General features: G+C 62.1%; 26 protein-coding genes. 6 read left to right on the top strand and 20 right to left on the bottom strand.

All coding sequences use genetic code 11. The features are described 5' to 3' along the window. Nucleotides 1-13: 13 nt before the first annotated feature. Nucleotides 14-901 carry a YicC/YloC family endoribonuclease gene (locus GGQ67_RS07400; protein WP_183899545.1) on the top strand — a complete coding sequence of 296 codons (888 nt, stop codon included), beginning with the start codon at nt 14-16 and terminating at the stop codon, nt 899-901. A 3-nt stretch (nt 902-904) separates the two neighbouring features. Next, nucleotides 905-1570: a guanylate kinase gene (gene gmk / locus GGQ67_RS07405; RefSeq protein ID WP_183899546.1), complete on the top strand. Its 666-nt coding sequence runs from the start codon at nt 905-907 to the stop codon at nt 1568-1570. Nucleotides 1571-1671: 101 nt separating this feature from the next. Here the strand turns inward: gmk and rsmA are convergent, their stop codons facing one another. The 7 genes from rsmA to GGQ67_RS07440 all read right to left on the bottom strand — a co-directional run bounded on the left by rsmA (nt 1672) and on the right by GGQ67_RS07440 (nt 10099). Next, nucleotides 1672-2499, bottom strand: coding sequence for a 16S rRNA (adenine(1518)-N(6)/adenine(1519)-N(6))-dimethyltransferase RsmA (gene rsmA / locus GGQ67_RS07410; RefSeq protein ID WP_183899547.1), 828 nt, complete (start codon nt 2497-2499; stop codon nt 1672-1674). Beyond that, nucleotides 2499-3524 carry a 4-hydroxythreonine-4-phosphate dehydrogenase PdxA gene (gene pdxA / locus GGQ67_RS07415; protein WP_183899548.1) on the bottom strand — a complete coding sequence of 342 codons (1026 nt, stop codon included), beginning with the start codon at nt 3522-3524 and terminating at the stop codon, nt 2499-2501. The genes rsmA and pdxA overlap by 1 nt, the downstream gene beginning before the upstream one ends. Nucleotides 3525-3529: 5 nt before the next feature. Further along, nucleotides 3530-4480 carry a SurA N-terminal domain-containing protein gene (locus GGQ67_RS07420; protein ID WP_183899549.1) on the bottom strand — a complete coding sequence of 317 codons (951 nt, stop codon included), beginning with the start codon at nt 4478-4480 and terminating at the stop codon, nt 3530-3532. Nucleotides 4481-4664: 184 nt separating this feature from the next. Then, nucleotides 4665-7010 carry an LPS assembly protein LptD gene (locus tag GGQ67_RS07425; RefSeq protein WP_183899550.1) on the bottom strand — a complete coding sequence of 782 codons (2346 nt, stop codon included), beginning with the start codon at nt 7008-7010 and terminating at the stop codon, nt 4665-4667. Beyond that, a complete protein-coding gene (gene lptG, locus GGQ67_RS07430) occupies nt 7010-8098 on the bottom strand; it encodes an LPS export ABC transporter permease LptG (protein WP_183899551.1) in 1089 nt (362 codons plus the stop codon). The genes GGQ67_RS07425 and lptG overlap by 1 nt, the downstream gene beginning before the upstream one ends. Next, a complete protein-coding gene (locus GGQ67_RS07435) occupies nt 8095-9261 on the bottom strand; it encodes an LptF/LptG family permease (protein ID WP_183899552.1) in 1167 nt (388 codons plus the stop codon). Before GGQ67_RS07435 ends, lptG begins: the two co-directional genes overlap by 4 nt. 97 nt (nt 9262-9358) lie before the next feature. Beyond that, a complete protein-coding gene (locus GGQ67_RS07440) occupies nt 9359-10099 on the bottom strand; it encodes a phosphatase PAP2 family protein (protein ID WP_183899886.1) in 741 nt (246 codons plus the stop codon). Nucleotides 10100-10306: 207 nt separating this feature from the next. On the opposite strand from GGQ67_RS07440, the gene GGQ67_RS07445 reads away from it, so the two are divergent. Then, entirely contained in the window at nt 10307-11806 is a 1500-nt protein-coding gene (locus tag GGQ67_RS07445) for a leucyl aminopeptidase (RefSeq protein WP_183899553.1), read from the top strand. Further along, nucleotides 11803-12252, top strand: a complete 450-nt coding sequence (locus GGQ67_RS07450) for a DNA polymerase III subunit chi (RefSeq protein WP_183899554.1) — start codon at nt 11803-11805, stop codon at nt 12250-12252. Before GGQ67_RS07445 ends, GGQ67_RS07450 begins: the two co-directional genes overlap by 4 nt. A 35-nt stretch (nt 12253-12287) precedes the next feature. On the opposite strand, the gene GGQ67_RS07455 is transcribed toward GGQ67_RS07450, so the two are convergent. The 6 genes from GGQ67_RS07455 to GGQ67_RS07480 all read right to left on the bottom strand — a co-directional run bounded on the left by GGQ67_RS07455 (nt 12288) and on the right by GGQ67_RS07480 (nt 18548). Next, nucleotides 12288-12833, bottom strand: coding sequence for a GrpB family protein (locus GGQ67_RS07455; protein WP_183899555.1), 546 nt, complete (start codon nt 12831-12833; stop codon nt 12288-12290). A 60-nt stretch (nt 12834-12893) separates the two neighbouring features. Next, nucleotides 12894-13820: a Gfo/Idh/MocA family protein gene (locus GGQ67_RS07460; RefSeq protein ID WP_183899556.1), complete on the bottom strand. Its 927-nt coding sequence runs from the start codon at nt 13818-13820 to the stop codon at nt 12894-12896. A gap of 118 nt (nt 13821-13938) precedes the next feature. Beyond that, complete coding sequence (locus GGQ67_RS07465) at nt 13939-14775, bottom strand: polysaccharide deacetylase family protein (protein ID WP_183899557.1); 837 nt, start codon at nt 14773-14775, stop codon at nt 13939-13941. Between the two features lie 129 nt (nt 14776-14904). Beyond that, the gene (locus GGQ67_RS07470) at nt 14905-16788 is read right to left on the bottom strand and encodes an ABC-F family ATP-binding cassette domain-containing protein (RefSeq protein WP_183899558.1); all 1884 of its coding nucleotides are present in this window, start codon (nt 16786-16788) and stop codon (nt 14905-14907) included. 53 nt (nt 16789-16841) lie between these two features. Next, nucleotides 16842-17891, bottom strand: a complete 1050-nt coding sequence (locus GGQ67_RS07475; RefSeq protein ID WP_183899559.1) for a GGDEF domain-containing protein — start codon at nt 17889-17891, stop codon at nt 16842-16844. Between the two features lie 141 nt (nt 17892-18032). Then, nucleotides 18033-18548 carry a DinB family protein gene (locus tag GGQ67_RS07480; RefSeq protein WP_183899560.1) on the bottom strand — a complete coding sequence of 172 codons (516 nt, stop codon included), beginning with the start codon at nt 18546-18548 and terminating at the stop codon, nt 18033-18035. 203 nt (nt 18549-18751) lie between these two features. On the opposite strand from GGQ67_RS07480, the gene ndk reads away from it, so the two are divergent. Next, complete coding sequence (gene ndk / locus GGQ67_RS07485; protein WP_018898730.1) at nt 18752-19174, top strand: nucleoside-diphosphate kinase; 423 nt, start codon at nt 18752-18754, stop codon at nt 19172-19174. A 71-nt stretch (nt 19175-19245) separates the two neighbouring features. On the opposite strand, the gene GGQ67_RS07490 is transcribed toward ndk, so the two are convergent. Both GGQ67_RS07490 and GGQ67_RS07495 read right to left on the bottom strand, forming a co-directional pair. Beyond that, nucleotides 19246-19749: a hypothetical protein gene (locus tag GGQ67_RS07490; protein ID WP_183899561.1), complete on the bottom strand. Its 504-nt coding sequence runs from the start codon at nt 19747-19749 to the stop codon at nt 19246-19248. Next, nucleotides 19746-20297, bottom strand: coding sequence for a CGNR zinc finger domain-containing protein (locus tag GGQ67_RS07495; protein WP_183899562.1), 552 nt, complete (start codon nt 20295-20297; stop codon nt 19746-19748). The genes GGQ67_RS07490 and GGQ67_RS07495 overlap by 4 nt, the downstream gene beginning before the upstream one ends. 64 nt (nt 20298-20361) lie before the next feature. Here GGQ67_RS07495 and GGQ67_RS07500 point away from each other — a divergent pair, with 64 nt between their 5' ends. Then, on the top strand, nt 20362-21258 hold the full coding sequence (locus GGQ67_RS07500; protein WP_183899563.1) for a branched-chain amino acid ABC transporter permease: 897 nt from the start codon (nt 20362-20364) through the stop codon (nt 21256-21258). Here the strand turns inward: GGQ67_RS07500 and GGQ67_RS07505 are convergent, their stop codons facing one another. The 5 genes from GGQ67_RS07505 to GGQ67_RS07525 form a co-directional block, all read right to left on the bottom strand. Further along, nucleotides 21259-21720, bottom strand: coding sequence for a molybdenum cofactor biosynthesis protein MoaE (locus tag GGQ67_RS07505; protein WP_183899564.1), 462 nt, complete (start codon nt 21718-21720; stop codon nt 21259-21261). A 237-nt stretch (nt 21721-21957) separates the two neighbouring features. After that, nucleotides 21958-22212, bottom strand: a complete 255-nt coding sequence (gene moaD / locus GGQ67_RS07510) for a molybdopterin converting factor subunit 1 (protein ID WP_047513275.1) — start codon at nt 22210-22212, stop codon at nt 21958-21960. Beyond that, a complete protein-coding gene (gene pgsA / locus GGQ67_RS07515; protein WP_183899565.1) occupies nt 22209-22799 on the bottom strand; it encodes a CDP-diacylglycerol--glycerol-3-phosphate 3-phosphatidyltransferase in 591 nt (196 codons plus the stop codon). Before pgsA ends, moaD begins: the two co-directional genes overlap by 4 nt. A gap of 109 nt (nt 22800-22908) precedes the next feature. Beyond that, nucleotides 22909-24960, bottom strand: coding sequence for an excinuclease ABC subunit UvrC (uvrC, locus tag GGQ67_RS07520; RefSeq protein WP_183899566.1), 2052 nt, complete (start codon nt 24958-24960; stop codon nt 22909-22911). Beyond that, the gene (locus tag GGQ67_RS07525) at nt 24957-25724 is read right to left on the bottom strand and encodes an SDR family oxidoreductase (RefSeq protein WP_183899567.1); all 768 of its coding nucleotides are present in this window, start codon (nt 25722-25724) and stop codon (nt 24957-24959) included. Before GGQ67_RS07525 ends, uvrC begins: the two co-directional genes overlap by 4 nt. Between the last annotated feature and the right edge of the window lie 66 nt (nt 25725-25790).

Below are 25790 nucleotides of genomic sequence, written 5' to 3' on the forward strand. Positions count from 1 at the left end.
ATCGGAGGCTTCCATGGCTTTGCAGTCCATGACGGGTTTTGCGCGGCGCGAAGGCACGACCGATCGCTGGCGCTGGGCATGGGAACTGCGCTCGGTAAACGGCAAGGGGCTCGATGTCCGCCTGCGCCTGCCTCCGGGCCTCGAGCGGCTGGAAAACGACGTCAAGCGGCTTGCCGGCGAGCAGTTCAGTCGTGGCAACATGCAGGTGTCGCTCTCCGTCTCCTCGCCCGAAAGCCGCGTCGAGACCGTTCTCAATCAGGAAGCGCTCGCGGCCGTTCTGTCGCTGCGCGATCAGCTGGCGGGGATCATCGATCCGGCGCCGTTGAAGCTCGATACGCTTCTTGGCATCCGCGGCATCGTCGATTTTCGCGAGACCGAGGATAGCCCGGAAGCGATTGCCGCGCGCGATGCCGAGATCATGAATGGCCTGTCGCTGGCGCTGACCGACCTTAGGCATATGCGCGAGCAGGAGGGAGCGGCCCTGTCCCGCGTACTTCTCGACCAGGTGGCGATCATCGAGCGCCTGACGCTGGTCGTTGAAAGCGATCCGTCGCGCTCGCCGCGCGAGATCGCCGCAAGGCTCGCCGCCCAGGTCGCGATGTTGATGGATGCTTCCGGCAAGTTCGATCAGGACAGGCTTCATGCTGAGGCAGCGATCCTGGCGACCAAGGCCGATTTGCGCGAGGAGATCGACCGTCTGAAGGCGCATGTCGCCGCCGCCCGCGATCTGCTCGCCAAGGGCGGTCCGATCGGCCGCAAGCTCGATTTCCTTGCACAGGAATTTAACCGGGAATCGAATACAATATGCTCGAAGTCCAATACGGCGGCCGTGACGGCGGCCGGCATTGAGTTGAAAGTGGTCATCGACCAGTTCCGCGAGCAAGTTCAGAATTTGGAGTGAACCATGAGCCCGACCCCGTCGAGCACGCCCACCAAGATCGCCCGGCGCGGGCTGATGCTCGTCCTGTCCTCGCCTTCAGGTGCGGGAAAGTCGACCATTGCCGGCAATCTGCTGAGGGACGACCATAGCCTTGAGATCTCCGTGAGTGTGACGACGAGGGCCAAGCGTCCGAGCGAGATCGCGGGCAAACATTATCATTTCATCAGTGTCCCGCAGTTCGAGAGAATGCGCGATGCGGGTGATCTGCTCGAATGGGCCGAAGTTCACGGTAATTTCTACGGCACGCCACGCGAGCCCGTCGAGGCGGCCATGGCAGCCGGTCGTGACATGTTGTTCGACATCGACTGGCAGGGCGCGCTGCAGCTGCAGGAAAAGATGAAGGCCGATATCGTATCGATCTTCGTTTTGCCGCCGACGATGACCGAGTTGCAGTCCCGTCTGCACCGTCGTGCCGAGGATTCCGAAGACGTCATTCGGACGCGGCTTCTCAACTCTCGTGCCGAGATCGAACGCTGGCGTGAGTATGACTACGTGATCGTCAACGACGACCTCGACGAGGCATTTCGCAACGTCAGTTGCATCGTCAATGCCGAGCGCGTGCGCCGCGACCGACGGCATGGCCTGTTCGATTTCGTCAACGGTCTGCTGACGGAAGAGCCGAGTTTGTAACATCGCGACCGCGAACAGCCCGCGGCGCCATCGCAAGCCGTTTGGCTTCGCCGATCCGGTGAAATTGATTTTGCTGTGGCGATGATGTCGGTAAGCGGGTTCTACAGGCTGTTTGCCAGCCGGCAGAACTCCTCGACGGACAGCGTCTCTGCGCGTCTCTGGGGATCGATCCCCGCCTTTTCCAGGAGCTTTTCCCCGCCGATCGGCTTCAGGCTCTGGCGCAGCATCTTGCGGCGCTGGCCGAACGCCGCTTGGGTCACTTTCTCCAGATTGGCGACGGAGCAGGGAATAGGATTCTCGTTCGGCGTCAGATGAACGACCGTCGAGGTGACCTTTGGCGGCGGCGTGAAGGCCTGCGGCGGGATATCGAAGGCCATGTGCGCGTTCGTACGCCAGCCACACAGTACGCCGAGCCGCCCGTAGTGATCGTCCTCCTCATCGGCGACGATACGTAGCCCGACTTCCTTCTGGAACATCAGCGTCAGCGACTGCCAGAACGGCGGCCACTGCCGGGGAAGCAACCAGTTCACCAGAAGCTGGGTCCCGACATTGTAGGGGAGGTTGGCTATGATCTTCACCGGTCCCGCGGGCGCGAGCGCCTCGAAATCGGTCGTCAACGCGTCGCCTTCGATCACCTCGAGCCTGCCGGGATAATGCGCCGACACTTCGGCCAGCGCCGGCAGGCAACGAGGATCACGCTCGATGGCGATGACCTTTTTGGCGCCGAGCGCGAGGATCGCCCGGGTCAAGCCGCCGGGGCCGGGCCCGACTTCGAACACCGTCGCGTCTTCGAGCGAGCCGGCGGTACGCGCCACCTTCTGCGTGAGATTGAGGTCGAGGATGAAGTTCTGGCCGAGCGCCTTGCGCGCGTCGAGACCATGCCGCCTGATCACGTCGCCAAGCGGCGGCAATCCGTCGAGAGCGGCCATCAGGGGTTGCTCTTGCCGACGCGAACGAGATGTCCGGCGAGCTTCAGCGCGGCGACCAGACTGCTTTCGCGCGCCAGCCCCTTGCCGGCGATGCCGAAGGCGGTGCCGTGGTCGGGGGACGTGCGGATGAATGGCAGGCCCAGCGTCACGTTGACGGCATCGTCGAAGCCGAGCGCCTTGGCGGGGATCAAGGCCTGATCATGATACATGCAGACCGCCACGTCATAGCGCGCGCGCGCTTCGTCATGGAACATGGTGTCGGCGGGCAGGGGGCCGATCGCATCGATGCCTTCGGCCCGAAGGAACTGGATCGCCGGATGGATGATGTCGGCGTCTTCCTTGCCTATGGCGCCGTCTTCGCCCGCATGCGGGTTGAGGCCCGCGACCGCGAGGCGCGGATTGGCTATGCCGAACCGCTGGACGAGATCGGCATGCGCGATCCGGCACGTCTCCACGATCAGCTCAGCTGTCAGCGCCTGCGGCACTTCCTTGATCGGGATGTGGATCGTGACCGGTATCGCCCGGAGCTTCGGTCCGGCGAGCATCATGACCGGCATCACCGGCTTTCCGGTTGCGCGGCTCGCAAGCTCGGCCAGAAACTCGGTATGACCGGGAAAACGGAAGCCGCTTTCGTAAAGCACGGACTTGGCGATCGGGTTGGTGACCACGCCAAGCGCTTCGCCGCTTATGGTGAGCGATACCGCCTGTTCGATCGCGGCGATCGTCCCTCTGGCCGTCGCGACATGAGCTTCGCCGGCATTGACTTCGACACCGGTCGGAATCGGCAGGACGGGCAGGGCGTCGGCAAAGACGTCGACCGCGCCGGCGCAATCGGTTTCGCGGATCGCAACCGTCAGGTCCAGCATCCGTGCGCGGGTAACAAGCACATCGGGATCGCCGATGAAGACGAACGGCGGCAGGCCAAGCTCCCGGCGGCGGAGCCAGGCCATCAGCGTGACGTCAGGGCCGATCCCGGCGGGATCGCCCTGGCTCAGGGCAAGCGGGCGCGAAAAGGCGAGCGTCATTGGCATCAGCGGCGAACGATCTGCGCCTTCTTGCGCAGCTCATCGAGATACTTGGTGGAATTGGCGTTTTCCGGCGGCGCGTTCTTGCCCTTGGCCTTGTTGAGATCCTCTTCGCGGAAGACCATCTCGGCCGCCTGGTCGTCGGAGACCTGGCGCTGGCTGCAGATCGCGAGATATTCGACGCCCTTGTCGGTGACGCGCGTCGCCGTGGTGTTGCCCTTGGCCTGTTCGACGAGCGGCTTCCACTCCGCAGGCAGTTCCGGAGCAAGCAGGCGGCCGAGGTCGCGCACGGATACGTCACGCATCGTGGCGGCGAAAACCTTGGCCTGTTCGCAACCCGGATACTTCGAGCGCGAGGCTTCGGCTTCGCTCTTGCGCTTTCCGACGATGCCCTTCTTGCTGGCCGGAACGACGAAGATCATCTGCTGCAGAATATACTCGGTGGTTTCCGGCTTCTGCTTGTTGTTTTCCATCATGCGGGCAACGAGGTCGGCGTTCGACATCCGGTTGCTGTTGCCGTAGCGGGCGTTCACGAGGCGCGGCCAGCTCATCTGCACGGCGATGAACGCCTTGAAGTGGTCGACGCCGACGCCGGCCTGGCTGAGAATCTGCGTCATCTGCGCCGGCGTCAGTTTGTTGCCGCTGGCGAAGCGCGCGAAGGAAGCATCGACGTCGTCCTTGGACACCGACATGCGAACGCGCGCGATTTCCTGCTGCTTCAGGGTCTGCTCGATCAGCTGATCCTCGGCGGCCTTGGCATCGGCCTTCTGGCGCTGCAGACGCAGGAAAGCCTGGCGCTTGGCGACGTCACCGCTGGTGAGTGCGGTACCGTTGACGACCACCCGCACTTCGCTTGCTGCATAGGCCATGTTGGCCTCAGGCAACGCCAAGCCCGCGACGGCGGCGAACGCCAAGCCTGCGATCATCGTTCTTACGGTGTTCTTCGCGCCAATCATCTGTCGACCCTTCCCATTGACGCCGCGCTTTCGCGTCGCGGCGCGCCTATCTTACCGAGATAACGTCAGCGTTGCCGCCTTCGAGACGCAGCAGCATATGCCGCATATATCCAATGGCCACAATGTCCTGCACAGCGTTGCGGCGAAAGAAAGGCCCCTTTCTTTCGCCGCGCTGCAAAATCGATCAGTTGTTGTAGATGTTTCCGTATCCCAGATCGCTGGCGTCACCGAGATTGATGTCGCCAAGGGTGCGGAACGTCAGTCTCGCGCCGATCGTCCAGTCGCTCGCCGACTGGTCGCTGGTGTCGCGCTTGTCGGAGTAGGCGATGGTGAAGATCGTGCACTCGTCTTCATATGTCAGGCCGATGGTCTGGCGCGTGAACGTGTTGTTGTTCAGATCGTAGGCGATGCCGCCGAAGATCGACCAGTAATCCTTGAACTTGACCGTCGCGCGCGTCTGGATTTCGTCGTTATCCGAATCGAAGCCATATTCGGGCTGCGCGGAGACGTGCGTGTAGAGAAGCTGGCTCTGGAACGTGTCGGTCTGGAAACCAGCCGTCAGGTCGCCGCGGCGAAGTTCGAAGGTCTTCTCGTCAAGGCGATACGAAGCGGCGAAGGCAAAGCCCTGCGGCGTCTCGATGCCGCCGAGGCCGACATAGTCGGACCGCGTGGTTTCGAGACCGGAATCGGCGCCGACATTGACGAGGTCGTCGGTGGTGAACGAATTCTGGCCGCCCAGTTGGTAGGACTGGCCGAAGATGCCGTGCAGCTTGTAGCCGTTGTCGAAGGTGCCGGTATACTGGATGCCGAGATTGGCGCGCGTGCCGCCCTCGATACGGTCGTAGCCGGAGAACTTGTCGCGTTCGAACAGGTTGGTCGCGTCGAAGACGAAGCTCTGCGCGTCTTCGTTGGGCAGTCTACCGGCCAGCGATTCGTCCGGACGTGCATAGATCTGCATGATCGGTTCGAACACGTGCGTGCTGTTTTCGGTGGTGGCCAGGATCGGATAACGCATTTCCAGGCCTGCCGTCACCATGCCGCGCGTCGCGGCATCGCTCGTGTCGTAGTTGCCGGCATAGCCGGCGGGGTCGTCCATGTTGAGCGCCAGCGCATCGCCGCGTGCCGACAGCAGCGGCGTGATCAGAACGCCTGCCGGCGTTACGAAGGTGCGCTTCCACGTCAGTTCGCCCGTCAGGCGCGATGTCTGGCCTTCGAGGCCACGGAAGCGATCGAAGCCGGCGACGTCGTAGAAATCGTCCTTGCCGCGCGAGATATTGGTGAAGTTCACATCGGCCGAGAGCTCGCCGCCGGCAAGCGGCTGCGGTGCGATGTAGCGATAGTCCACCACCGGATAGACGATCGCCTGTTGCTTTTCGGCGGTGCTCGAAGGATCGGCGTCCTGCACGTCGAAATAGAAGGAGCGCATGTCGAAGTAGTTCCGCTTCCCAAGGCCGGTCAAATAGACCTGGTTGGTGCGGGTCGAATCGTTGAGGCCCTTGAGATTATAGGTGCGCGCGAAATTGTTGTCGCTCTGCACCATCACATCCCAGCCGAAAGCCCAGCGCGGATTGATCTGGAACGCACCCTTCGACGCCACGAGGCCACGCGCGTCATTCTGCGCGTCGCTGGTCCCTTCGGTAAACTGGCTGGAATTCATCTGGTTGATCCCGGCCACGCGCAGCGTGTGCGTGCCGTTCTCGAAACGCTGCCGGAATTCGGCATCCGCCAGGAAGCCCTGCGTCGTGTAGCCGGTACCCGTAACCGTCGCGTCCATGCTGGGCGAGATCACGTAGTAGTAGGGGACGGACAGGCCGAAACCCAGATTCTGCGCGGTGCTGAAGCTCGGGAACAGGAAGCCCGACTTGCGCTTCACGGTATTGTCGGGAACGACGAGCCACGGAACATAGGCGATCGGATAGCCCAGAATCTCCATGCGCGCGCGTTCGAGCCGAATCGTGCGCTTCTCGCCGTTCTGGATGACGCGTTCCGCCTTCACCTGCCAGAACGGCGGTCGCTCGGGATTTTGCGAGCAGGGCAGACAGGCGGTGTAGACGCCCTTGTTCAGAATCATCTCGTTGCCACCGACCCGCTGGCCGGTTTCAGCAACGATGCGGGTGTTGTCGGGGGTCTCGATTCGCAGCGAATTGATGAAACCGTCCGCGAAGTCGTCCGTGACGTCGAGCTTGTCGGAATACATGCGCGTGCCATCCGGGCTGACGAGCTCGACATTACCAAGCGCCATCATCCGGCCGGTCTTCTGATTGTACTCGACTCGCTGCGAGACCATCTTGTAGCCGGCGTAATTGATCTGCACGCCGCCGACGGCCGAAACGACCTCGGCGTCTTTGTTATAGACAAGCTCATTGGCCGAAAGAAGCATCTTGGCTTCCTTCGAGACATCGGGCTTCATGTTTTGCAAAGCGTCTTGCGCGATGGCAACGGGGATGTTGCCGGTATAGCCGCACAGGGCTACGCCTGCGAACAGGGCAACCAACTGCTTACGAACACTTTTGCGGTTGCCTGCCGCCACTAGCCATCCTCCTGATGAAGCAGAATTGTTGCACCCAAAGCCAAGGCGACGATGACCGGAATCCACGTCGCCACGAAAGGCGGGACAACCCCACTGCTTCCGAATGCTTTCACAAGCACGGTGACCACATAAAGCACGAAGCCCGCCAGGATGCCACCCAGAATCACGGACCTCGATTGGTTGAACCGGCTAAATTTTAGGGACACTGTTGCAGCGATGAGAGTCATCGCCACGAGCAACAGTGGTTGAGACAACAAAGAGTGAAATTGTGTCTCCAGAGCCTTGGTCGGAATCCCGAAGGATTTCGCGATTTCGATTCGGCTCGAAAGATCGAAAAATGCAATGGTTTCAGGGGCGGTAAGCCGCTGTTCGACGAAATCCCGTTTCAAACTGGTACGGACTTGTACCTCTTCCTTACGTTCCGCGATTTCGCCCGGGCGACGCTCGGTAACGTTCTTAAGAAGCCAGTAACCATCTTCCAATTTTGCGGTCGCCGCGTCCTGCCTGAGGATGATGCGATTGCTCGAATCGAAGTGAACGAACACCGCGTCGACGAGCAGCGTTCCACCCTCGACAACGCTGCGCGCGCCGATGATGGCATCGTCCTGATTGCTGATCTGGCGGATCCACGGAACCTGGGGCGCGCCCCTCGATGCACCATTGTCGCCGCGCCAGTTGCTCTCCACGTACGCCGCCTGCCGTTGTCCCCAGGCCGCCAGCGGATTGAGGACCGTCATGACGCCGATGCCGAGCAGGAACGCGCCGGCGATGAAGGGCGACATGAACTGCCAGACCGAGATGCCGGCGGCGCGTGTCACGACAAGCTCGTATTTGCGATTGAGGCCGATCAGCACCGTCATGCCGACGAAGAGCGCGATGAAGGGGACAGTCTGCTGCAGGATGAGCGGCAGCCGCACGGCCGTCATCAGCAATCCGCCGGTTACCGTATAGCCAGGCAGACCCGACATGCGGCTCGCGGTCTCGCTGAAATCGACCAGGTAGACGATGCCGACGACACCGAGAAAGAACCACATCGCGGTCGTTGCGTAGCGGCGGAAGAAGTAGCGCCCGAGCGTACCGAAAATCATGCGCCACCTCCCGACGAGCGGGGCAAGCGCTGCTGCAGCTTGCGCCAGAAAATAGCGACCCAGTTGCCGATGAAGCCCAGCAGCGAGATTCGCTTGTGCAGCACCAGCGAAACGATCGCCATCGCGCTGATTCCTAGCGGCAGCGCGTAGAGGATGCCAATGAAAATCGGCTTCGATTCGATCTGGTTGGCGGCATAGAAGGTCGCCCATCGGACCGCGAAAGCGATGACGAGCGCCGACACCATCGGGTGCAGCCGTGCCTCGCGATGCGACCGCGCGTCACCGGCGATCGCAAGCGAGATCAGGGCGAACACCATTGGCAGCATCCAGTCGGTCAGCCGCCTGTGCAGCTCGGCGCGATAGCTATCGGGCTTGGCGATGTAGTCCTTGTCCGTCGGATCGGGATTGAGCAGGAATGGCAGTTCACGGTCCGATGCGCGAAGCGTGGACTGGCCGCGATTCTGCGTCAGGTCGGAAAGGTCGAACGAATAGGCTGCGAAACGGATGATCGAAACATCGCCCGTCGGCGTTTTCCGGTGCACTTCACCGTCACGCATGATCAGCGACGTGCCCTTCTCGTCGACCGCGCCTTCGCGGGCGTAGTAGATCAGCTGGAACGCCGGGTCGCGCTCGTCCACCACGAACAGGCCCTTGAGAACGCGTCCGGCCAGGCGTTCGGAAATCTGCACATAGAGACCGGAATCGATCTGGCGGAAGTTCTTCTCTTCGATGACGGTCGACAGCAGATCGGCGTAAGCCGCTGCGATCATTTGCCTTGCGCCGGTCTTTGCCTTCGGCTCGACCACGTTGTCGACGAGAAAGGAGAAGGCGCTGATGACGGCCGCGAGAATGATGATCGGGCGCCAGATGATGCCGCGGCGCGCGCCGGCGGCATCGATAACGGCAAGCTCCGAATCGTTGTTCATCGTGGTCAGCGTCTGGGTGATGCCGATAACCAGCGCGAAGGGCAGGACGACGGGAATGATCGAGGGCAGGATGAGCGTGGCGAGCTTGGCGAAGGAGCCGACCGACTGGCCGCTATCCGTCACCAGATTGATGCGCTGCAGGACCTGCGTCGTCCAGATAATCGCGAGCACAGGCAAAAGGGCGACGAGAAACATCTGGCCCACGCGCCGCAATATATATGTTTCAAGCAGTTTCATGCACGCCCTTGAACGCTCTTCGCGAAGTCTTGCCGCCACGCAGCGAAATCCATCTACGCTCTTTGATTGGCTTTTGCGACAAGCTAGGGTCGAAAATTCATTCAATTTTCAGTTTTTTTTCCCGCTGTGGCGAATCGGTCAGCGCCAGGATGCCGGCAAAAACAACAAAGGATGACAACCATCCAAGGACGACATCCGACAGATAGTGTGCCCCGAAGGCGACACGCAATGCCGGCGCCAGCAACGAAATCGCCGCCAGCGGCAGGAAGAGCGCGCGTCGCGACGCGCGTGGCATGATGAAGACAAGACAGAGCAGCCAGCCGGCGCCGGCGGCTTCGCCCGAGACGAACGAACAGTTGGACAGGCATTTGCCGGCCATCGATCCGGCGGGAACGAAGTCGAGCGCGCCGCCGAAATCGATCGTGGAAAAGGGGCGAGGCCGCCCCCAGTACGTTTTCAGGATGAAGTTGACGAGAATGATCGGGCCGACGATCAGTGCGCCAATAGCGATCTTCAGGTCGCGGGCGCGATCGGCGTCGAAGGTGGCGCCGAATTGGCCGTAACACTCGACGAGTTTCCACAAGAGCACGAACGCCGCCAGATAGGGAAGGCGCAGAAAGATAGTGCGCAGGATTTGCAGGCCGAACTCCTCGCGATAGGGGAAATACCCGCAAACCTTGAGAAGCGAGGCGCCGGCATCGCAGGCCGCGCTGGTGAAGAAATACGCGGAAACGCCCTGATCGATACCGGGAAACAGATTGAAGATGGCAAGAAGCACGAACCAGGCGACGAGCAGGAACTTGAATATGTCCGTCGCGCCGTAACGCGTTTCGCGCATGGCAATCGGACTGAAAGTCTTCAATATTGAGTTCAAGACCGATCCCCGTCGTGTCGATTCGCCGCGATGAATAGTCGTCCTGCATGACGCTTTGTTGACGCAACGCCCGCGATCCCGGTCGCGATGGCCGCGACGGAGACTTGTTTTCGACGGTGAAAACCTGAATGATCGGGGCAGAGGATTTATAGCGATCCCACTGGAGAAGACATGTCAGCCAAATTCGATATTTCGTTTGAAAAATCTGCCGAAATTGCCGGTGGATACGCCATTCTGTTGCAGGCCGAGGGCGCGGATTTCGCCGCCGGCGCAAGCGTTGCCGACCCGTCGGGTGTGGTCGCGAAAGCCGCCAGGATCGCCGGATTCTCGGCAAAGCTTGCCGGCGCGCTCGATATCGTTGCGCCCGAGGGATCGAAGGCCGAGCGTCTCTTTGTGATCGGCCTCGGCAAGGCGGACAACCTTGTGTCCTTCGACTGGCTGAAGGCCGGCGGCGCCGCCGCCTCGAAGATCAAGAACACGACGGATGTGACTGTTTTCGTGGATGCGCCGGGCGTGGACGTCACCGCCGCGCAGGCCGCCGATTTCGCGCTCGGCATGATGTTGCGCGCCTATGGCTTCGACACCTACAAGACGAAGAAGTCGGAAGACGATAACAACGCCAAGGACGGCAATGCATCGGTCAAGGTGCGCATCGTCACGGCGAAGGCCACGGAAGCGGCGAAAGCCTTCGCGGTCTCGCAGGCGGTCGCCGATGGCGTCAATCTCGCACGCGACCTCGTCAACGAACCGGCCAACGTACTGGGCCCGGTTGAATTCGCCGCCAAGGTCAAGGAGCTCGAAAAACTCGGCGTCGAGGTCGAGATCCTGACGGAAAAGGAAATGAGCAAGCTCGGGATGGGTGCGCTTCTTGGTGTCGCGCAGGGCTCCGTGCGGCCGCCGCGCCTGGCGGTCATGCAGTGGAAGGGCGGCAAGAACGGCGATGCGCCGCTCGCCTTCATCGGCAAGGGCGTGGTCTTCGATACCGGTGGCATCTCCATCAAGCCTGCCGGCGGCATGGAAGACATGAAGGGCGACATGGGCGGGGCCGCCGCGGTCACCGGCCTGATGCACGTGCTGGCGGCCCGCAAGGCCAAGGCGAATGTCGTCGGCATCATCGGCCTGGTCGAGAACATGCCCGATGGCAACGCGCAGCGTCCAGGAGATATCGTCACCTCCATGTCCGGCCAGACGATCGAGGTCATCAACACCGACGCCGAAGGCCGCCTCGTGCTCTGCGACGCCGTCTGGTATTGCAACGATCGCTTCAAGCCCAAGTTCATGATCGATCTCGCGACGCTGACCGGCGCGATCCTGGTGGCGCTCGGCAACATCCAGGCCGGCCTGTTTTCCAACGACGACAAGCTGTCCGAGCAGCTGGCGATCGCCGGAACCGAAACCCACGAGCGTCTCTGGCGCATGCCGATGGGCAAGGAATACGACAAGATGATCGACAGCAAGTTCGCTGACATGAAGAACACCGGCGGCCGCCACGCCGGCTCGATCACCGCCGCCCACTTCATCGGCCGCTTCGTCGGCGACACGCCCTGGGCGCATATCGATATCGCCGGCACCGCCATCGGCTCGCCGCTCGACGAGATCAACCAATCCTGGGGTTCCGGCTACGGCGTGCGGCTGCTCGATCAGCTGGTGCGGGCCAACTACGAATCATGACCGAGGTCCTGTTCTACCATCTGACCGAATCCAAGCTGGAGGACGCGCTTCCGCCGTTGCTCGACAAGAGCGTCGAGCGTGGCTGGCGTGTCGCGGTTCAGATGAAGGAAACGGCTCACAGGGATGCGCTCGATGCGCATCTCTGGACCTTTCGCGAGGACAGCTTCCTGCCGCACGGCACGGATGAGGGGGAGTTGGCCGGCAACCAGCCGGTCCTCCTGACCATCAACGACGACAACATCAACGGCGCGACCGTCCGCTTCATCGTCGCCGGCGCCGAGCCGCCGCCGCTCGATCCATATGAGCGGGTCGTCTTCATGTTCGATGGCTACGATCAGGAACAGCTCGACGGCGCGCGGGCACAGTGGAGGAAGCTGAAAGGCGAGGGGCACAGCCTCACATACTGGCAGCAGACGCCGGAAGGTCGCTGGGAAAAGAAGGCATAGGCCCGCAGAGCTAGCCCGGATAGCTCTTGGCTGGATCAGTCGACCCCGGCATCCTTGACCACCTTCTCGATGAAATCGTGTTTCGCGCGGGTATACTCCGCCCGGCTTGCCGCATGCGTGCCGGCGAGGCCGACCTTCAGCTGCTCATAGGCGCGGGCAAGATCGGGATCGGCGCGCAGCGCATCGCGAAACGCCAGCATGCGGTTCCAGTTCTCGCCCTGATATTCCACGACATGAACGAGATGCGTTCGTGTCTCGCCCTTGATGCCGCGCCCGAAGATGTGATCGTCGGGAACGAGATCGGTACCGGCATAATCGTATCCGATGCTCTCCATCGCGCCGACGTAGGCCGGGCCGTCGGCGAAGTACCGGATGCCGACCATGATGTCGATGATCGGCTTGGCTTTAATGGCGGGGATCGACGTGCTGCCGACGTGCTGGATGTCGATGACGGTGTCGCCGAGCGCCTGGCGGATCGCCTCGGCCTCTTCCTCGTAGGCGTCGTGCCAAAGCGTGTTGGCGTCGGAGAGCGAGACCGTCAGGTTCTTCAGCCCGAGACCGAACGCTTCATCATCGCGCATGCCGAACCTCTGAGATACCCAAGATGACCTTAATGTATCACGAGGTTCGGCAATTTCGAATCAATCGTGGAAGGCTTCGACGAATTTGCGCCGGCCGAGCATGAAGGCATCGGCGACGTGGCGCAGCGGCGCGAGGTCGACGTCGGACTTGCCGGCCTTGACGATCTCCGCGAAGCGGCGATAGAGCGCGGGATATTCCTCTTCCGGCGCCTCGAACTTCAGTTCTCCGTCGATGGAGAGCTTCGAGCCGCCTTCTGCCAGAACCATCTTGCCAGCCGTCGTCTCGGCGAAGATATCCCAGCTCTGCTTGCCGGTCTGGCGCCAGTCGAACTCGATATGCGCGGGGACGTTGTCGGCATTCTTGAAGTGCAGGTCGGCTGCGATCGGCGCATCGCGGTTCTCGGGGAACTCCAGCGTCGCGCTCGTCAGGAAGATCGCCTTCGGCAGGATATGCGTGACGATCGACAGCGCGTTGATGCCGGGATCGAACACGCCAAGGCCGCCGGCCTGCCAGATCCAGTCCTGATTCGGATGCCACTGGCGCACGTCTTCCTTCCAGACGACGTGAACGCTTTCGATGGTCGTCGATGCAAGGAACGACTTGGCCGCCTCGACGGCCGCTGCATAGCGCGAATGCCAGCTGGCGAACAGCGAGACGCCCTTGGAGGCGGCGAGCGCCTCGAGATCGGCAACCTCGCTCAGCGTCGCGCCCGGGGGCTTTTCCAGGAACACGTGCTTGCCGGCCGAGAGCGCCTTGTGGGCGGCCTCATAGCGATACTGCGGCGGCATGCACAGCGACACCGCGTCGATCTCGGGCACGGCGTCGAGCATCGCTTCGATCGTGGTGAAGCTCTGGATGCCATCGACGGTGCCGTGACGGCTAGCCGTGGCGATCAGATTGAGGTCCGGGTTCTTGGCGATGGAGGGAAGGTGCTGGTCGCGGACGATCTTGCCGACGCCGACGATGGCGAGGTTGATGGGTGACATGCTCTTGGCTCGCGTTCGGTGTTTCGCTCAATAGTATGATTATTGGCGGCTGTTGTAGCAGAAAGACGCCGACGGGCAAGCGTCGGCGTCTGTCGCGGGCCTGGAATTCACCTGCGAATTACAGGGATGCCATGACGGTCGGCGCGACCGGCTTCTGGAACTTCAGCGTCACCACCTTGTAGCCATCGGCCTCCAGCTTGGAGAGCAGTGTCGGAAGCATGGTCGCCGTGCGTTTGTGGATGTCGTGCATCAAAATGATGCCGCGTCCGCGCTTGTAGACGAGGTCGAGCGTTCGCTCGGTCACGGCGGCGGGCGTCGTGTTGAAATAGTCCTTGCTGTCGACATCCACGTCCATCACGACCATGTTGCGAATGCCGATCGCGGAGCGAAGCTTCGAGCTGTCGGCGAGGTACGGGAAGCGGAAGAAATTGACGTCGACGCCGGTGGCCTTGGTCACGGCCGCCTGGCCGCGCACAACCTCGGCCATCGCCATGTCGAAGGTCAGTGCGGAGAGGTTGTCGTGCTTGTAGGTGTGGCTCCCGATCGCATTGCCATCGGCTGCGACCTTGCGGGCGAGGTCGGGATGCAAGGTCGCCATTTCGCCGACCATCATGAAGGCGCCCTTCACGCCGAACTCGTCGAGCGTCGCCAGAACGCGGTCGGTACGGCCGGGGATCGGACCGTCGTCGAAGCTGAGAATGACTTCCTTGTCCTGCAACTGGATGTCGCGGATCGACGACACGGTCATCGTCCGTCCGGCGAGATGGTGCTGCTTTCCAGATACGACCGATCCGGATCGCTCGGCTGTATCGCCGCGGATCGTGTTCTTGCTGCCTTCGGGCGCGAGGATGGACGAAGTCTTGATCGTCGTGTCGGGCGCGGGCTGCTTTGTCGTTTGGCAGCCGGCGAGCGCGGCGGACAAAAGAAGGCCGGCGTAAAGGGCGAAGCGGTGCATGAAGAGTGTCTCAACAAATCAGTAATGAATGTTGAGACAACCTTTAGGATTATGGTTAACGATCGGTTTCTTTCGGTCGCCCGCGCGCTGACAAATGTTAAGTTCCGGGCGCTTGGGTAACGGCTGTGGCTATCCTGCCATAGCCTCCTCGTATTCGGACGAAAGCTCCAGCCATTGTTCTTCGGCCGCGGCCAGCTTGGCGGCCGCTTCGCCGCGCTGCTTTGCCTTTTCGGCGGCCTTGGCCGGCGCCTTCTCGTAGAGCACCGGATCCGCAAGTTCCGCATCAAGGCCCTGAATCAGTTTCTCCAGCTTGCCCGTCAAGGATTCGATTTCGTTGATCTTTTTCTTGAGAGGGGCGAGCGAGGCGCGCCGGTCGGCGTTGAGCTTGCGCTGGTCGGCCTTGGTCGCCGCCTCCTCGACCGGTTGCGGCTTCTCGTCCTTCTTCTTGCCGGAGGCTACGATCAGGTCGCGATACTCGTCCATGTCGCCTTCGAAGGTCGTGACCGTGCCATTGTTGACCAGCCACAGCCGGTCGACGGTGGCCTCGATCAGGTAGCGATCGTGCGAGATCAGGATGACGGCGCCGTCATAGTCGTTCAGCGCCTCGATCAGCGCGCGACGGCTGTCGATGTCGAGGTGGTTGGTCGGTTCGTCGAGAATGAGCAGGTTCGGCGCGTGGAAGGCGGCAAGCCCCATCAGCAGGCGCGCTTTTTCGCCGCCGGACAGATCCTTGGCGGCCGTCGACATCTTTTCCGTCGCCAGCCCCATCTGCGCGACGCGGGCCCGCACCTTGGCTTCCGGCGCTTCCGGCATCAGGCGGCGCACATGCTCGACCGGCGATTGGTCGGGGATGAGGTCGTCGAGCTGGTGCTGGGCGAAGAAGCCGATCTTCAGGCTTGGCGCCAGCTTCACTTCGCCGCTTTCGGCCGAAAGCCTGCCGGAGATGAACTTCGCGAAGGTCGACTTGCCGTTGCCGTTCGAGCCGAGAAGCGCGATGCGGTCGTCATTGTCGATGCGAAGGTTGAGCCCCTTGAGGATCGGCTTGCCCGGCTCATAGCCCACGGCACCGCCCGAAATGGCGACGATCGGGGAGGCGGGCTGCTTCTCCGGTTCGGGGAAAGTGATTGGCTGCACGTGATCCTCGATGACCGAGGCCACCGTGCCCATGCGCTCCAGCGCCTTGACGCGGCTCTGCGCCTGGCGGGCCTTCGAGGCCTTCGCCTTGAAGCGATCGATGAAGCTCTGCAGATGCTTGCGCGCCGCGTCGTTCTTCGCCTTGGCCTTGGTCTGCAACTCGTCGGCTTCCGCCTTCTGCCGCTCGAATTGGTCGTAGCCGCCGCGATAGAAGGTCAGCTTCTTCTGGTCGAGATGCACGATCGAGTTGACGGCATTGTTCAGGAGGTCGCGGTCGTGGCTGATGATCAGCACCGTGTGCGGATAGCGCCGCACGTAATCCTCGAGCCAGAGCGTGCCTTCGAGGTCGAGATAGTTGGTCGGCTCGTCGAGCAGGAGCAGATCGGGTTCTGTAAACAGCACCGAAGCCAGCGCCACGCGCATGCGCCATCCGCCGGAGAAGGACGATGCCGGCCGGGCCTGCGCCTCCTGGCTGAAGCCGAGGCCGGACAGGATGCTGGCGGCGCGCGCTTCGGCCGAGTGCGCGTCGATGTCGACAAGGCGCATCTGGATTTCGGCGATGCGGTGCGGGTCGCTGGCGGTCTCGGCCTCCGCCATCAGGGCGCTGCGCTCCTTGTCGGCCGAGAGAACGATTTCGATCAGCGAATCCTCCGTGCCCGGCGCCTCCTGGGCGACCTGGCCGATGCGCGCGTTCTTGGGGATCGTGATCGATCCTGTCTCGGCCCCGAGATCGCCGGTGATGATGCGAAACAGGGTGGACTTGCCGGCGCCGTTGCGGCCGACGAGGCCGGCCTTCGTGCCCGCGGGCAGCGAGACGCTGGCATGGTCGAGGAGAAGGCGGCCGGCAATGCGGGCGGAGATATCGCTAATAGTGATCATGTCCGGCGTTTTGGCCGAAAGCCGCGATCAGCGCAAGAGCTTGAAATGGCCTCTCAGCGCCCGAAGGCCTGCACCGGCAGGCGCCTGTTCGATTGCGCGGCATGCAGCGCGATGCGTGCATTGGCCTGCAGCTGCGAAGCCGTCGCCGCGTCGGCGCTCAATGCGATGCCGAGCGACACCGTCAGCCTGGCGTTCTGTCCGGCGTCCGAGGTCGCGAAGACCACGTTCTCTTCCACGGAATTGCGCAGCCGTTCGGCGATCGCCATCGCTTCCTGCATGCCGACATTGGCGAACACGAAGGTGAACTCGTCGCCATCGGTGCGGGCCACGAAGTCGTGCTTCTTGATCGACTTGCGGAACAGGTCGGCGAGCTTCTTCAGAAGGCGGCTGCCCGTCTGCGTGCCGTAGCGGCTGTTCAGCGCCTTGAAGTCGTCGATATCCATCATGATCAGCGCGCTTCCGGCCGAGCCTTCCTCGCGCTCGTAGAGATCGAGCACTGTCCTGTTGAGCGCGGTGCGATTGGGAAGGCCGGTGAGCCGATCGGTCGAGGACGCCGTTTGAGCCGCGGCGACCCCACGCTCGAGCGCTTCCATCCGGTCGACGTCGTGGCGCAGCTTGGTCTCGAGGTCGGTCTCGGCGGTTAGGAGACCGTTGAGCGAAGTCGACAGGAATTCCATCTCGCTCATGAAGGACGAGAGGCTCTGGTCCGGGTTTCCGGTGATCGATTTCAGCGCGGTTTCCGCCGCGCGCATGAAAATCTGCTTCTGCCTTACGCCCGCCGTCAAGCGCTCGACGGCATCGCGCATCATCTTGCTCATCTCGGCCTGCGAGGTCTCTCCGACCAGCCCGCAATGGCTGACGAGGCGATATTTGAGGCCGAGTTCATCGAGCGATGGCTGGCGCGGCGCGGCTCCGAGCGAGGCTATATCCTGGGCCAGCGCGGCGTTCTGGCCGACGATCGCCTCGTGAAACAGCTCGTAATTGCGCGGCAGGCCGGAAACGCCGAGACGCGTCATATGCTGGCTGATCCGCTGAATATCCGTGACCGGTGCCGGACGGGATGCCTCGCGTTGCGCCTGCGGGCTCGATGCTGCACTTGCCATTTTGCACTCCTCGCTCGTCGGCCCTGTCCGGCCTCTTTCTCTCCCCTATGCACCGGACTATTTAAGATGGCCTGAATTTGCACCTTTGCCGAGTAAATCTGTTTCCTTGATTTCGCCAACGCGGTTAATGCGGCGTTGAGATCATGCGCTCAGCCATCGTTTGCCGTCCGTGTGCAGGAAATAGTTGAGATCAAGCGACAGGCTGGGCTTGCCGAGCGCCGTCAAGGTCATGTGGCACTGGCCGCGATGATGTGTCTGGTGGTTGAACAGATGCGACAGCGCCGGCCAGAGCGGCTGGGTGATCGCACCCGGGCGAGTAACCGGCGTGTAGCTGAACGTGCCCGCGAGCGCCTCGGCATCAAGCGTATCGACCCAGTCGGCGATCCTGCGATCCTCCCGCTCACGCGCCGCGCTGAGCGTCTCTAGGTCTTCGTAAAGGATGCTGTCGAGCGTCGTCGGCGCGTCGCCCGATCCGGTGAAGCGCTTCATCCAGATCCGGTCGGCCGACAGGATGTGGTTGAGTGTCGCGTGGAGCGAGCCGAAGAAGGCGCCGCGGTTTTCGCGGTATTCGGCGTCCGTCAGCTCCGAGGCAGCCCCGTAGACCAGCCCATTGGCCCAGCGGTTGTAATCCGCGAACATCGCGTATTGTTTCAGCATTCTGTTCTCCATCTGGTGATCCGTTCTATCCTAAGTCGCTGACACGACAATGGTTCTGATGCCACCACGAAATTCCTTTATCACCTCGCGCCAAACTGTCCCGCTCTGTGACGACCGCGTGAAATTCGCGCAACCCCCTTGTTTTCAGCCTATCGGACGGGTAAACACCGCCCACTTTTCCCCGATGAATGAGGATTATTACAATGGCGATTGAACGCACCTTCTCGATGATCAAGCCGGACGCAACGAAGCGCAACCTGACCGGCGCCATCACCAAGGTATTCGAAGACAACGGCCTGCGCATCATCGCCTCCAAGCGCGTATGGATGTCCAAGCGCGAAGCCGAAGGCTTCTACGCCGTTCACAAGGAACGCCCCTTCTTCGGCGAACTGGTTGAAGGCATGACCTCTGGCCCGACCATTGTTCAGGTTCTGGAAGGCGAGAACGCCATCCTGAAGAACCGCGAAATCATGGGCGCCACCAACCCTGCCAACGCTGACGAAGGCACGATCCGCAAGCAGTTCGCGCTGTCGATCGGCGAAAACTCGGTTCACGGTTCGGACGCTCCCGAGACCGCTGTCCAGGAAATCGCCTACTGGTTCGCGGAAACCGAAATCGTCGGCTGATTCAAAAGCTCAGCCCAACGGCTGAACTAATTGAAATGACTCCGAAAGCCCGGCCACCGCGCCGGGCTTTTTCACGTCTTGGGGCAGGTCTCGTCGCTGTGATAATCGACGCTTCCGTCCGCTTTGAACACGTCGGGATTTCGGGTGTATAGCGGCCCGACCACGAGCGGCTTGCCCGGCATGATCGACTGGTCGACATCCGATGTGACCGTCGTCTTCAGGCTCTGCAACTCCTTTCCGCCGGCATCGACCAACCGGATGCTGACGGCGTAGGGCTTGTCTTTCTTGACGCAGTGGACCGGCGGGCTTTGCAGGCTGATCTTGTCCCAGGCCGGGAAGATCTTCTCGTTGATCACAAGCGGCGCCCCGCCGGCCGGATTTTCGAATTCGGCGATCGCCACCGCGCCTTCAGGCAGCGGCGCCTTCTTGTTCAGCGTCACCAGATAGGTGGCGATCGCGACGCGGTAGTTGAACACGAAGATATGGCCGCTGACCTCTACGAGCGTGTCGCTCTCACGCTGGCAAGCCGTCAGCGCCAGCATGGCCGATAGCAGGGCCGCTCCAAGCGTTTTCATGAGCCGTTCTCCTCTTTCCGGCGCCGATAGTGCTTGCTGGCCTTGGCGCGGTTGCCGCAGACCGCCATGTCGCACCAGGTACGGCTCCGGTTCTTGCTGCGATCCAGAAACAGCCAGCCGCAATTGCCGCAGATCTTCATCCGCTCCGGTTCGGGCAAGGCGATCAGCCTCAGCACCGAATGCGCGGTGGCGCGATCAATGCCGGTCGCCCCCGAGCTTCCACGCAGAACGGCCGCTACAGCATCCAGCAGCTCCGCCAACAGTCCGTCACTGCCGCCCACAAGCACGCGGTCGCGAAAATAGCGGTCGGTCGCCTCGCGCAGGGCGATGAACGCCGGCCTGCGGTCAGGCGGAACCGGCGCGACGTCCCCAAAGATCGCCCGTTCGGCGCAGAAATTCGCGGCCGCCTGCGGAAACGCCTGCAGTTGCGCATCGACGGCAAAGCGATCGATGCGGCGCGCCTCGTCGTGCCGCAGCACGACACTGTTGGCGACATCGAATGCGAGCACGCCGCCGGAAAAGCGATGAGGGGTCCACGAGAATGTCATCTGTAGAATATAACTGGTAAAAGCAATTTTGCCAGTTATGATTTCAGTGAAGTAGGATATGTCGATGGCCTATCTCTTGCAGCAACTGGCGAATGCGGTGCCGCTGGCAGCCCTCTATGCCGCGCTGGCCTTCGGCTATGCGGTGGCCTTCGGCGTCACCAAGCGCCCCGACATCACCTATGGCGCGCTCTTCGCCTTTTCGGGACAGATGCTGCTGCTCTTCACCGATTTCGGCTACAACAGGCTCTGGCTGGTCTTGCCCGCGGCGCTCGCGCTTGGTGCTGTGGCCTCGGTGGTCTATGCGGTGGGGGCGGGGGTCTGGATCGGCCGCTCCGTCATGCTGCCGCTGGTGCGTCAGTCCTCGAACACCGTCATCGTCGCGGCGCTCGGCGTCACCATCCTGTTGATGGAGACCGCGCGCCTGGCATCCGACACCCGCAGCCTCTGGCTGTCGCCGTTTCTGAACGGCCATGTCGTCTTCTGGCGGAGCGCCGGCTTCGAGGTGGTGCTGACCGAGATGCAACTGATCAACACGGCGCTGATGGGCGCGTTCGTGGCGATCGGCGCCGTGATCCTGAAGCGGACATCCTGGGGCCGCGTCTGGCGCGCCGTCACCGACGATCCCAAAGCCGCCGAACTCTGCGGCGTCAGCGCCGTCAACGTCTTCCTCGTGGCCTACGCGGCAGCCGTGCTGATGGCGACGCTGTGCGGCATCCTCTCGACCGCCTATTACGGCACGATGGACTTCGGCGCCGGGCTGATGTTCGGGCTGAAGGTTCTGATGGTGGCCGCCGTCGGCGGTTATTCGGACCCGCTGAAATCGGCGGGTGGTGCTGCCGGTCTCGGTCTGGCCGAGACATTGTGGACAGCCTACGGCCCGTTCCTCTGGCGCGACTTGGTGGTCTTTTCGCTGCTTGTGCTGCTGCTTGTGCTCAGTCGCCGCGAACGGGTGATCCCGTAGTCACTTCCATTTGTCGCGCGCGGCATCGTCGTGGCCCTTGGCCTCGACCCATTCCCGCGCAACGCCGTCCTTGCCGTGCTCCTTCTTCCAGAAGGGGGCGGACGTCTTCAGGAAATCCATCACGAAGTTCGCGCCGTCAAAGGCCGCCTGGCGGTGCGGCGCGGCGGCGATGACGAGCACGATGTTATCGCCCGCCGCGATCCTTCCGTAGCGATGAATGGCGGTCAGGCCGTTGAGCTCGAAACGCTTGATCGCCATCTCCGCGATCCGCGTCATCTCCGCCTCCGCCATGCCCGGATAATGCTCGAGCTCCAGCGCATCGAGCGTCCCGCCTTCGTCGCGGCACAAGCCGGAAAAGGTGACGACGGCGCCGATGCCCGGCTTGCCCTTGCTCAACAGATCGACTTCGGCCTGCAGGTCGAAATCCTCGCGTTGGACGCGGATGGTTGGGGTAGGGCTCATCAGAGAATGCCTGGCTTCGCGGATAGGATGTGCCGCGTAGGCCCCCCTCTGCCCTGCCGGGCATCTCCCCCACAGGTGGGGAGATCACAAGTTGCTTGCACCTCGCGCCGCTTTGCCCGTGCGTTTTGCAGCAACGTTCTTTGTGTGCTCGATCGGGCGAGCCCAGCCGATCTCCCCACTTGTGGGGGAGATGCCCGGCAGGGCAGAGGGGGGCTGACTGGCACGGCAGTCATGAATTTAGCCCCCCGTCATCGGTGGGAAGATGCCGATCTCCCGGGCGTCGCCGATCGGCTCGTCGTGCTCCACATGCTCCTGATCGAGCGCGACGCGGATCACGTCGGGAAACTGCAGCGCGGTCTCGTATTCCTCGCCGAGCGTCTTCAGGTGATCGAGAAGATCGGTGACGGTGACGACGGAAGCGGGGAGCGCGATGTCCTCCTCGGCCTTGCCGATCCGCTCGCGCACCCAGGCGAAATAGATGAGCTTGGTCATTCGTCGTTTTCCACGATGTGCTTGATGCCGGCGCGGAAGTAGTCATAGCCGGTATAGATCGTCAGGATGGCGGCGAGCCAGAGAAGCGCGATGCCGGTCATCGTGGTGTAGGGGAATATCTCGTCGCCGGCCGGACCGGCAAGCAGGAAGGCGATCGCCACCAGCTGCACCGTGGTCTTCCACTTGGCGATGCGCGTCACCGGCACGCTCACCTTCAGCGCGGCCAGGTATTCACGCAGGCCGGAGACCAGTATCTCGCGGCAAAGGATGGTGATGGCGGCCCAGATCGACCAGCCGGCAATGGTCTGGTCAGCCGCCAGAAGCAGAAGGATCGAGGCGACCAGCAGCTTGTCGGCGATCGGGTCGAGCATCCGGCCGATGTTGGACGTCTGGTTCCATATGCGGGCGAGATAGCCGTCGAGAAAATCGGTGATCGACGCGATGACGAATATCCACAGCGCAACCCAGCGGGCGGTATTGCTGATCGACAGTTTTCCTTCGACGAAGAAGCACAGGACGATAAGCGGAACGGCCAGAATGCGGCCGTAAGTCAGCAGGTTGGGGATATTGTATGCGCGCGATGCCATGAACTGTTCTCTGATTTGATGCGCTCGTAGATGACGGCTTTGCGTGCAAAGCGTCAACATTGTTTCTGTTTTTTCGCTGCCTTTGCGTGGAATTTGCGACTGCTGCCGCCTATTTCGCGGCGTCGTCGTGAAAATGATTGTAAACCTGCTTGGCGACCGTCTCCGAAATGCCTTCCACCGCCATCAGATCCGCCAAAGCGGCCCGCGAAACTGCCTTCGCCGTACCAAAATGCTGGAGCAGCGCACGTTTGCGTGATGGGCCGATGCCGCCGATCTCATCCAGCGGGTTCTTGACCATCTCCTTCTTGCGTCGCGCCCGATGCGAGCCGATAGCGAAGCGGTGGGCCTCGTCGCGCATGCGCTGGGTAAAGTAGAGCACCGGGTCGCGCGGCGGAAGTGTGAAGCTTTCGCCGCCGGGCAGGAAGAAGCGCTCGCGTCCGGCATCGCGGTCGACGCCCTTGGCGACGCCGATGGCGGTGACGCTGTCGGTGATCCCGAGTTCCTCCAGGATCGCCCGCACCGCCGTCATCTGCCCCTGGCCACCGTCGATCAGGATGACGTCGGGCCATGCGGGGAAGGGCATGTCGGCGGCATCAGCCGCCGCGACCGGCTGGCTCCTGTCCGGAATGCCTTCTTCCTTGAGCAGTCGTGTGAATCGCCGCGTCATCACCTCGCGCATCATGCCGAAGTCGTCGCCGGGCGTGATGTCGGTCGATTTGATGTTGAACTTGCGGTACTGGTTCTTCACGAAGCCTTCCGGCCCCGCCACCACCATGCCGCCGACGGCATTCGTTCCCATGATATGCGAGTTGTCGTAGATCTCGACGCGCTGCGGCACGTAGGACAGCTTGAACGTATCCTTGAAGCCTTCGAGCAGCCGCGACTGCGACGCGGTTTCCGCGAGCTTGCGCCCATGCGCCTCGCGGGCGTTGCCCATGACGTGATCGACCAGATCGCGCTTCTCGCCGCGCTGCGGCACCAGCACCGAGATCTTGTGCCCCGCTTTCTCGGCGAAGGCGGCGGCGAGCAGCTCCATCTCGTCCACCGTTTCAGAAAGCAGGATCTGCTTCGGCACCGGCTTGTCGTCGTAGAACTGCGCCAGGAAGGCACTGAGCACTTCGGCGCCGGTCAGCTGCGGATCGGCCTTCGGGAAATAGGCGCGGTTGCCCCAGTTCTGCCCGGTGCGGAAGAAGAACACCTGGATGCAGGAAATCCCGCCCTCGTGGTAGATCGCGAAGACATCGGCTTCCTCGACGCCGGCGGGGTTGATCCCCTGATGGCTGGACACATGAGACAGCGAGGCAAGACGGTCGCGATAGACCGCGGCCTGCTCGAAATCGAGATCCTCGGCCGCTTGGTTCATCGCCTCGGCCATATGCGCCTTCACCTTCTGGCTCTTGCCGGAAAGGAAGTCCTTGGCCTCCTGCACCAGTTCGCCATACCCCGCATCGCTGATCTCATGCGTGCAGGGCGCCGAACAGCGCTTGATCTGGTAGAGCAGGCAGGGGCGGGTGCGCGTTTCGAAGACGCTGTCGGTGCAGGTGCGGATCAGGAAGGCACGTTGCAGCGAGTTGATCGTGCGACCGACGGCGCCGGCCGAAGCAAAGGGGCCGAAATAATCGCCCTTGCGGGCGCGGGCGCCGCGATGCTTGAGGATGGCCGGCGCGCGATGGTCGCCTGATATCAGGATATAGGGGAACGACTTGTCGTCGCGCAAAAGCACGTTGAAGCGCGGCCGCAACCGTTTGATCAGGTTGGCTTCGAGGAGAAGCGCCTCGATCTCGGTCCTCGTTGTCACGAACTCCATATGCGCGGTCTGCCGCACCATCTGCGCGATGCGGTTGGAGTGCACGCGGCCGAGCGCGTAATTGCTCACGCGCTTCTTCAGGCTGCGTGCCTTGCCGACATAGAGCACGTCGCCGGCCTCGTTGAACATGCGGTAGACGCCGGGGCTGTTTGGCAGCCGCTTGACGAATTCCGCGATCAGGTCGGCGCCGACAAGCCCGGTTTCGTTGCTGCCGCCCTCGTTCCAGTCGATGACACAGGTCACCGGCCCGCCAACGGGCGAGGCAGAGCTTTCGCTCTCCACCTCGATATCGTCGTCGGTCTCGTCGTTTTCGTCGTAAAGAACGCCGCCATCCGGCAGCTTCCTTGAATTCATTCCGTAATCTCCGCCACGTCGGGCGTCTGCCAGGCAAGATGCTGGCCGCCGTCGAGGGCAATCATTTGGCCGGTGATGGAGGGCGTATCATAGAGGAAGCGGATCGTCCGTCCGAACTCGCCGAATCCCGGCCCCGCCTTCATGATAAGGCCGTCCACCTGCTGCTGGAAGTCCTCTTCGCTTTGTCGGGCACTTCGAACCGTCGGTCCCGGCCCGAGCGCATTGACGCGGATGCGAGGCGCGAAGCTCTGCGCCATCGTCTGCGTCGCCGTCCACAGCGCCGCCTTCGACAGTGTATAGGAATAGAAGCCCGGATTGAGCGCCCAAACACGCTGGTCGATGATATTGACGATCAGCCCCGCAGCACCCTTCGGCATTTGTTCGGCAAAGGCGGCAGACAATATGGAGGGCGCACGCACGTGCAGCGCGAAATGGTCGTCCCAGGCCGTAGCGTCAAAGTGGTGGGCCGAATCATTGTGGAAGGCTGAGGCGTTGTTGACGAGCAAATCGAGCGGTCCGAGCGCCTCAAACGCCTTTTTTATCAGTCCGTTGGTGTCCTCGACATCCTTCAAATTGGCGTGAAGTGCAATCGCGTTTTTGCCGTCCTGTCGCAATTCCGCCGCAAAGTTTTCGGCTTCCGCGATGGAACCGTTGGCGTGGATCGCCACGGAGAAGCCGTTTGCTGCAAGATCTTCGACTATCGCCCGGCCTATTCTCTTGGCTGAACCCGTCACCAGCGCTGTTCGAAGTCTTGTCTCGCTCAAAATCCTGCCTCTTCATCCCGCGAACCTCTGCGGTGCTTATATAGGCGGTCGATCAGATCTTATAAA

It is taken from the genome of Rhizobium metallidurans, assembly GCF_014196505.1.
GTDB lineage: Bacteria > Pseudomonadota > Alphaproteobacteria > Rhizobiales > Rhizobiaceae > Rhizobium > Rhizobium metallidurans.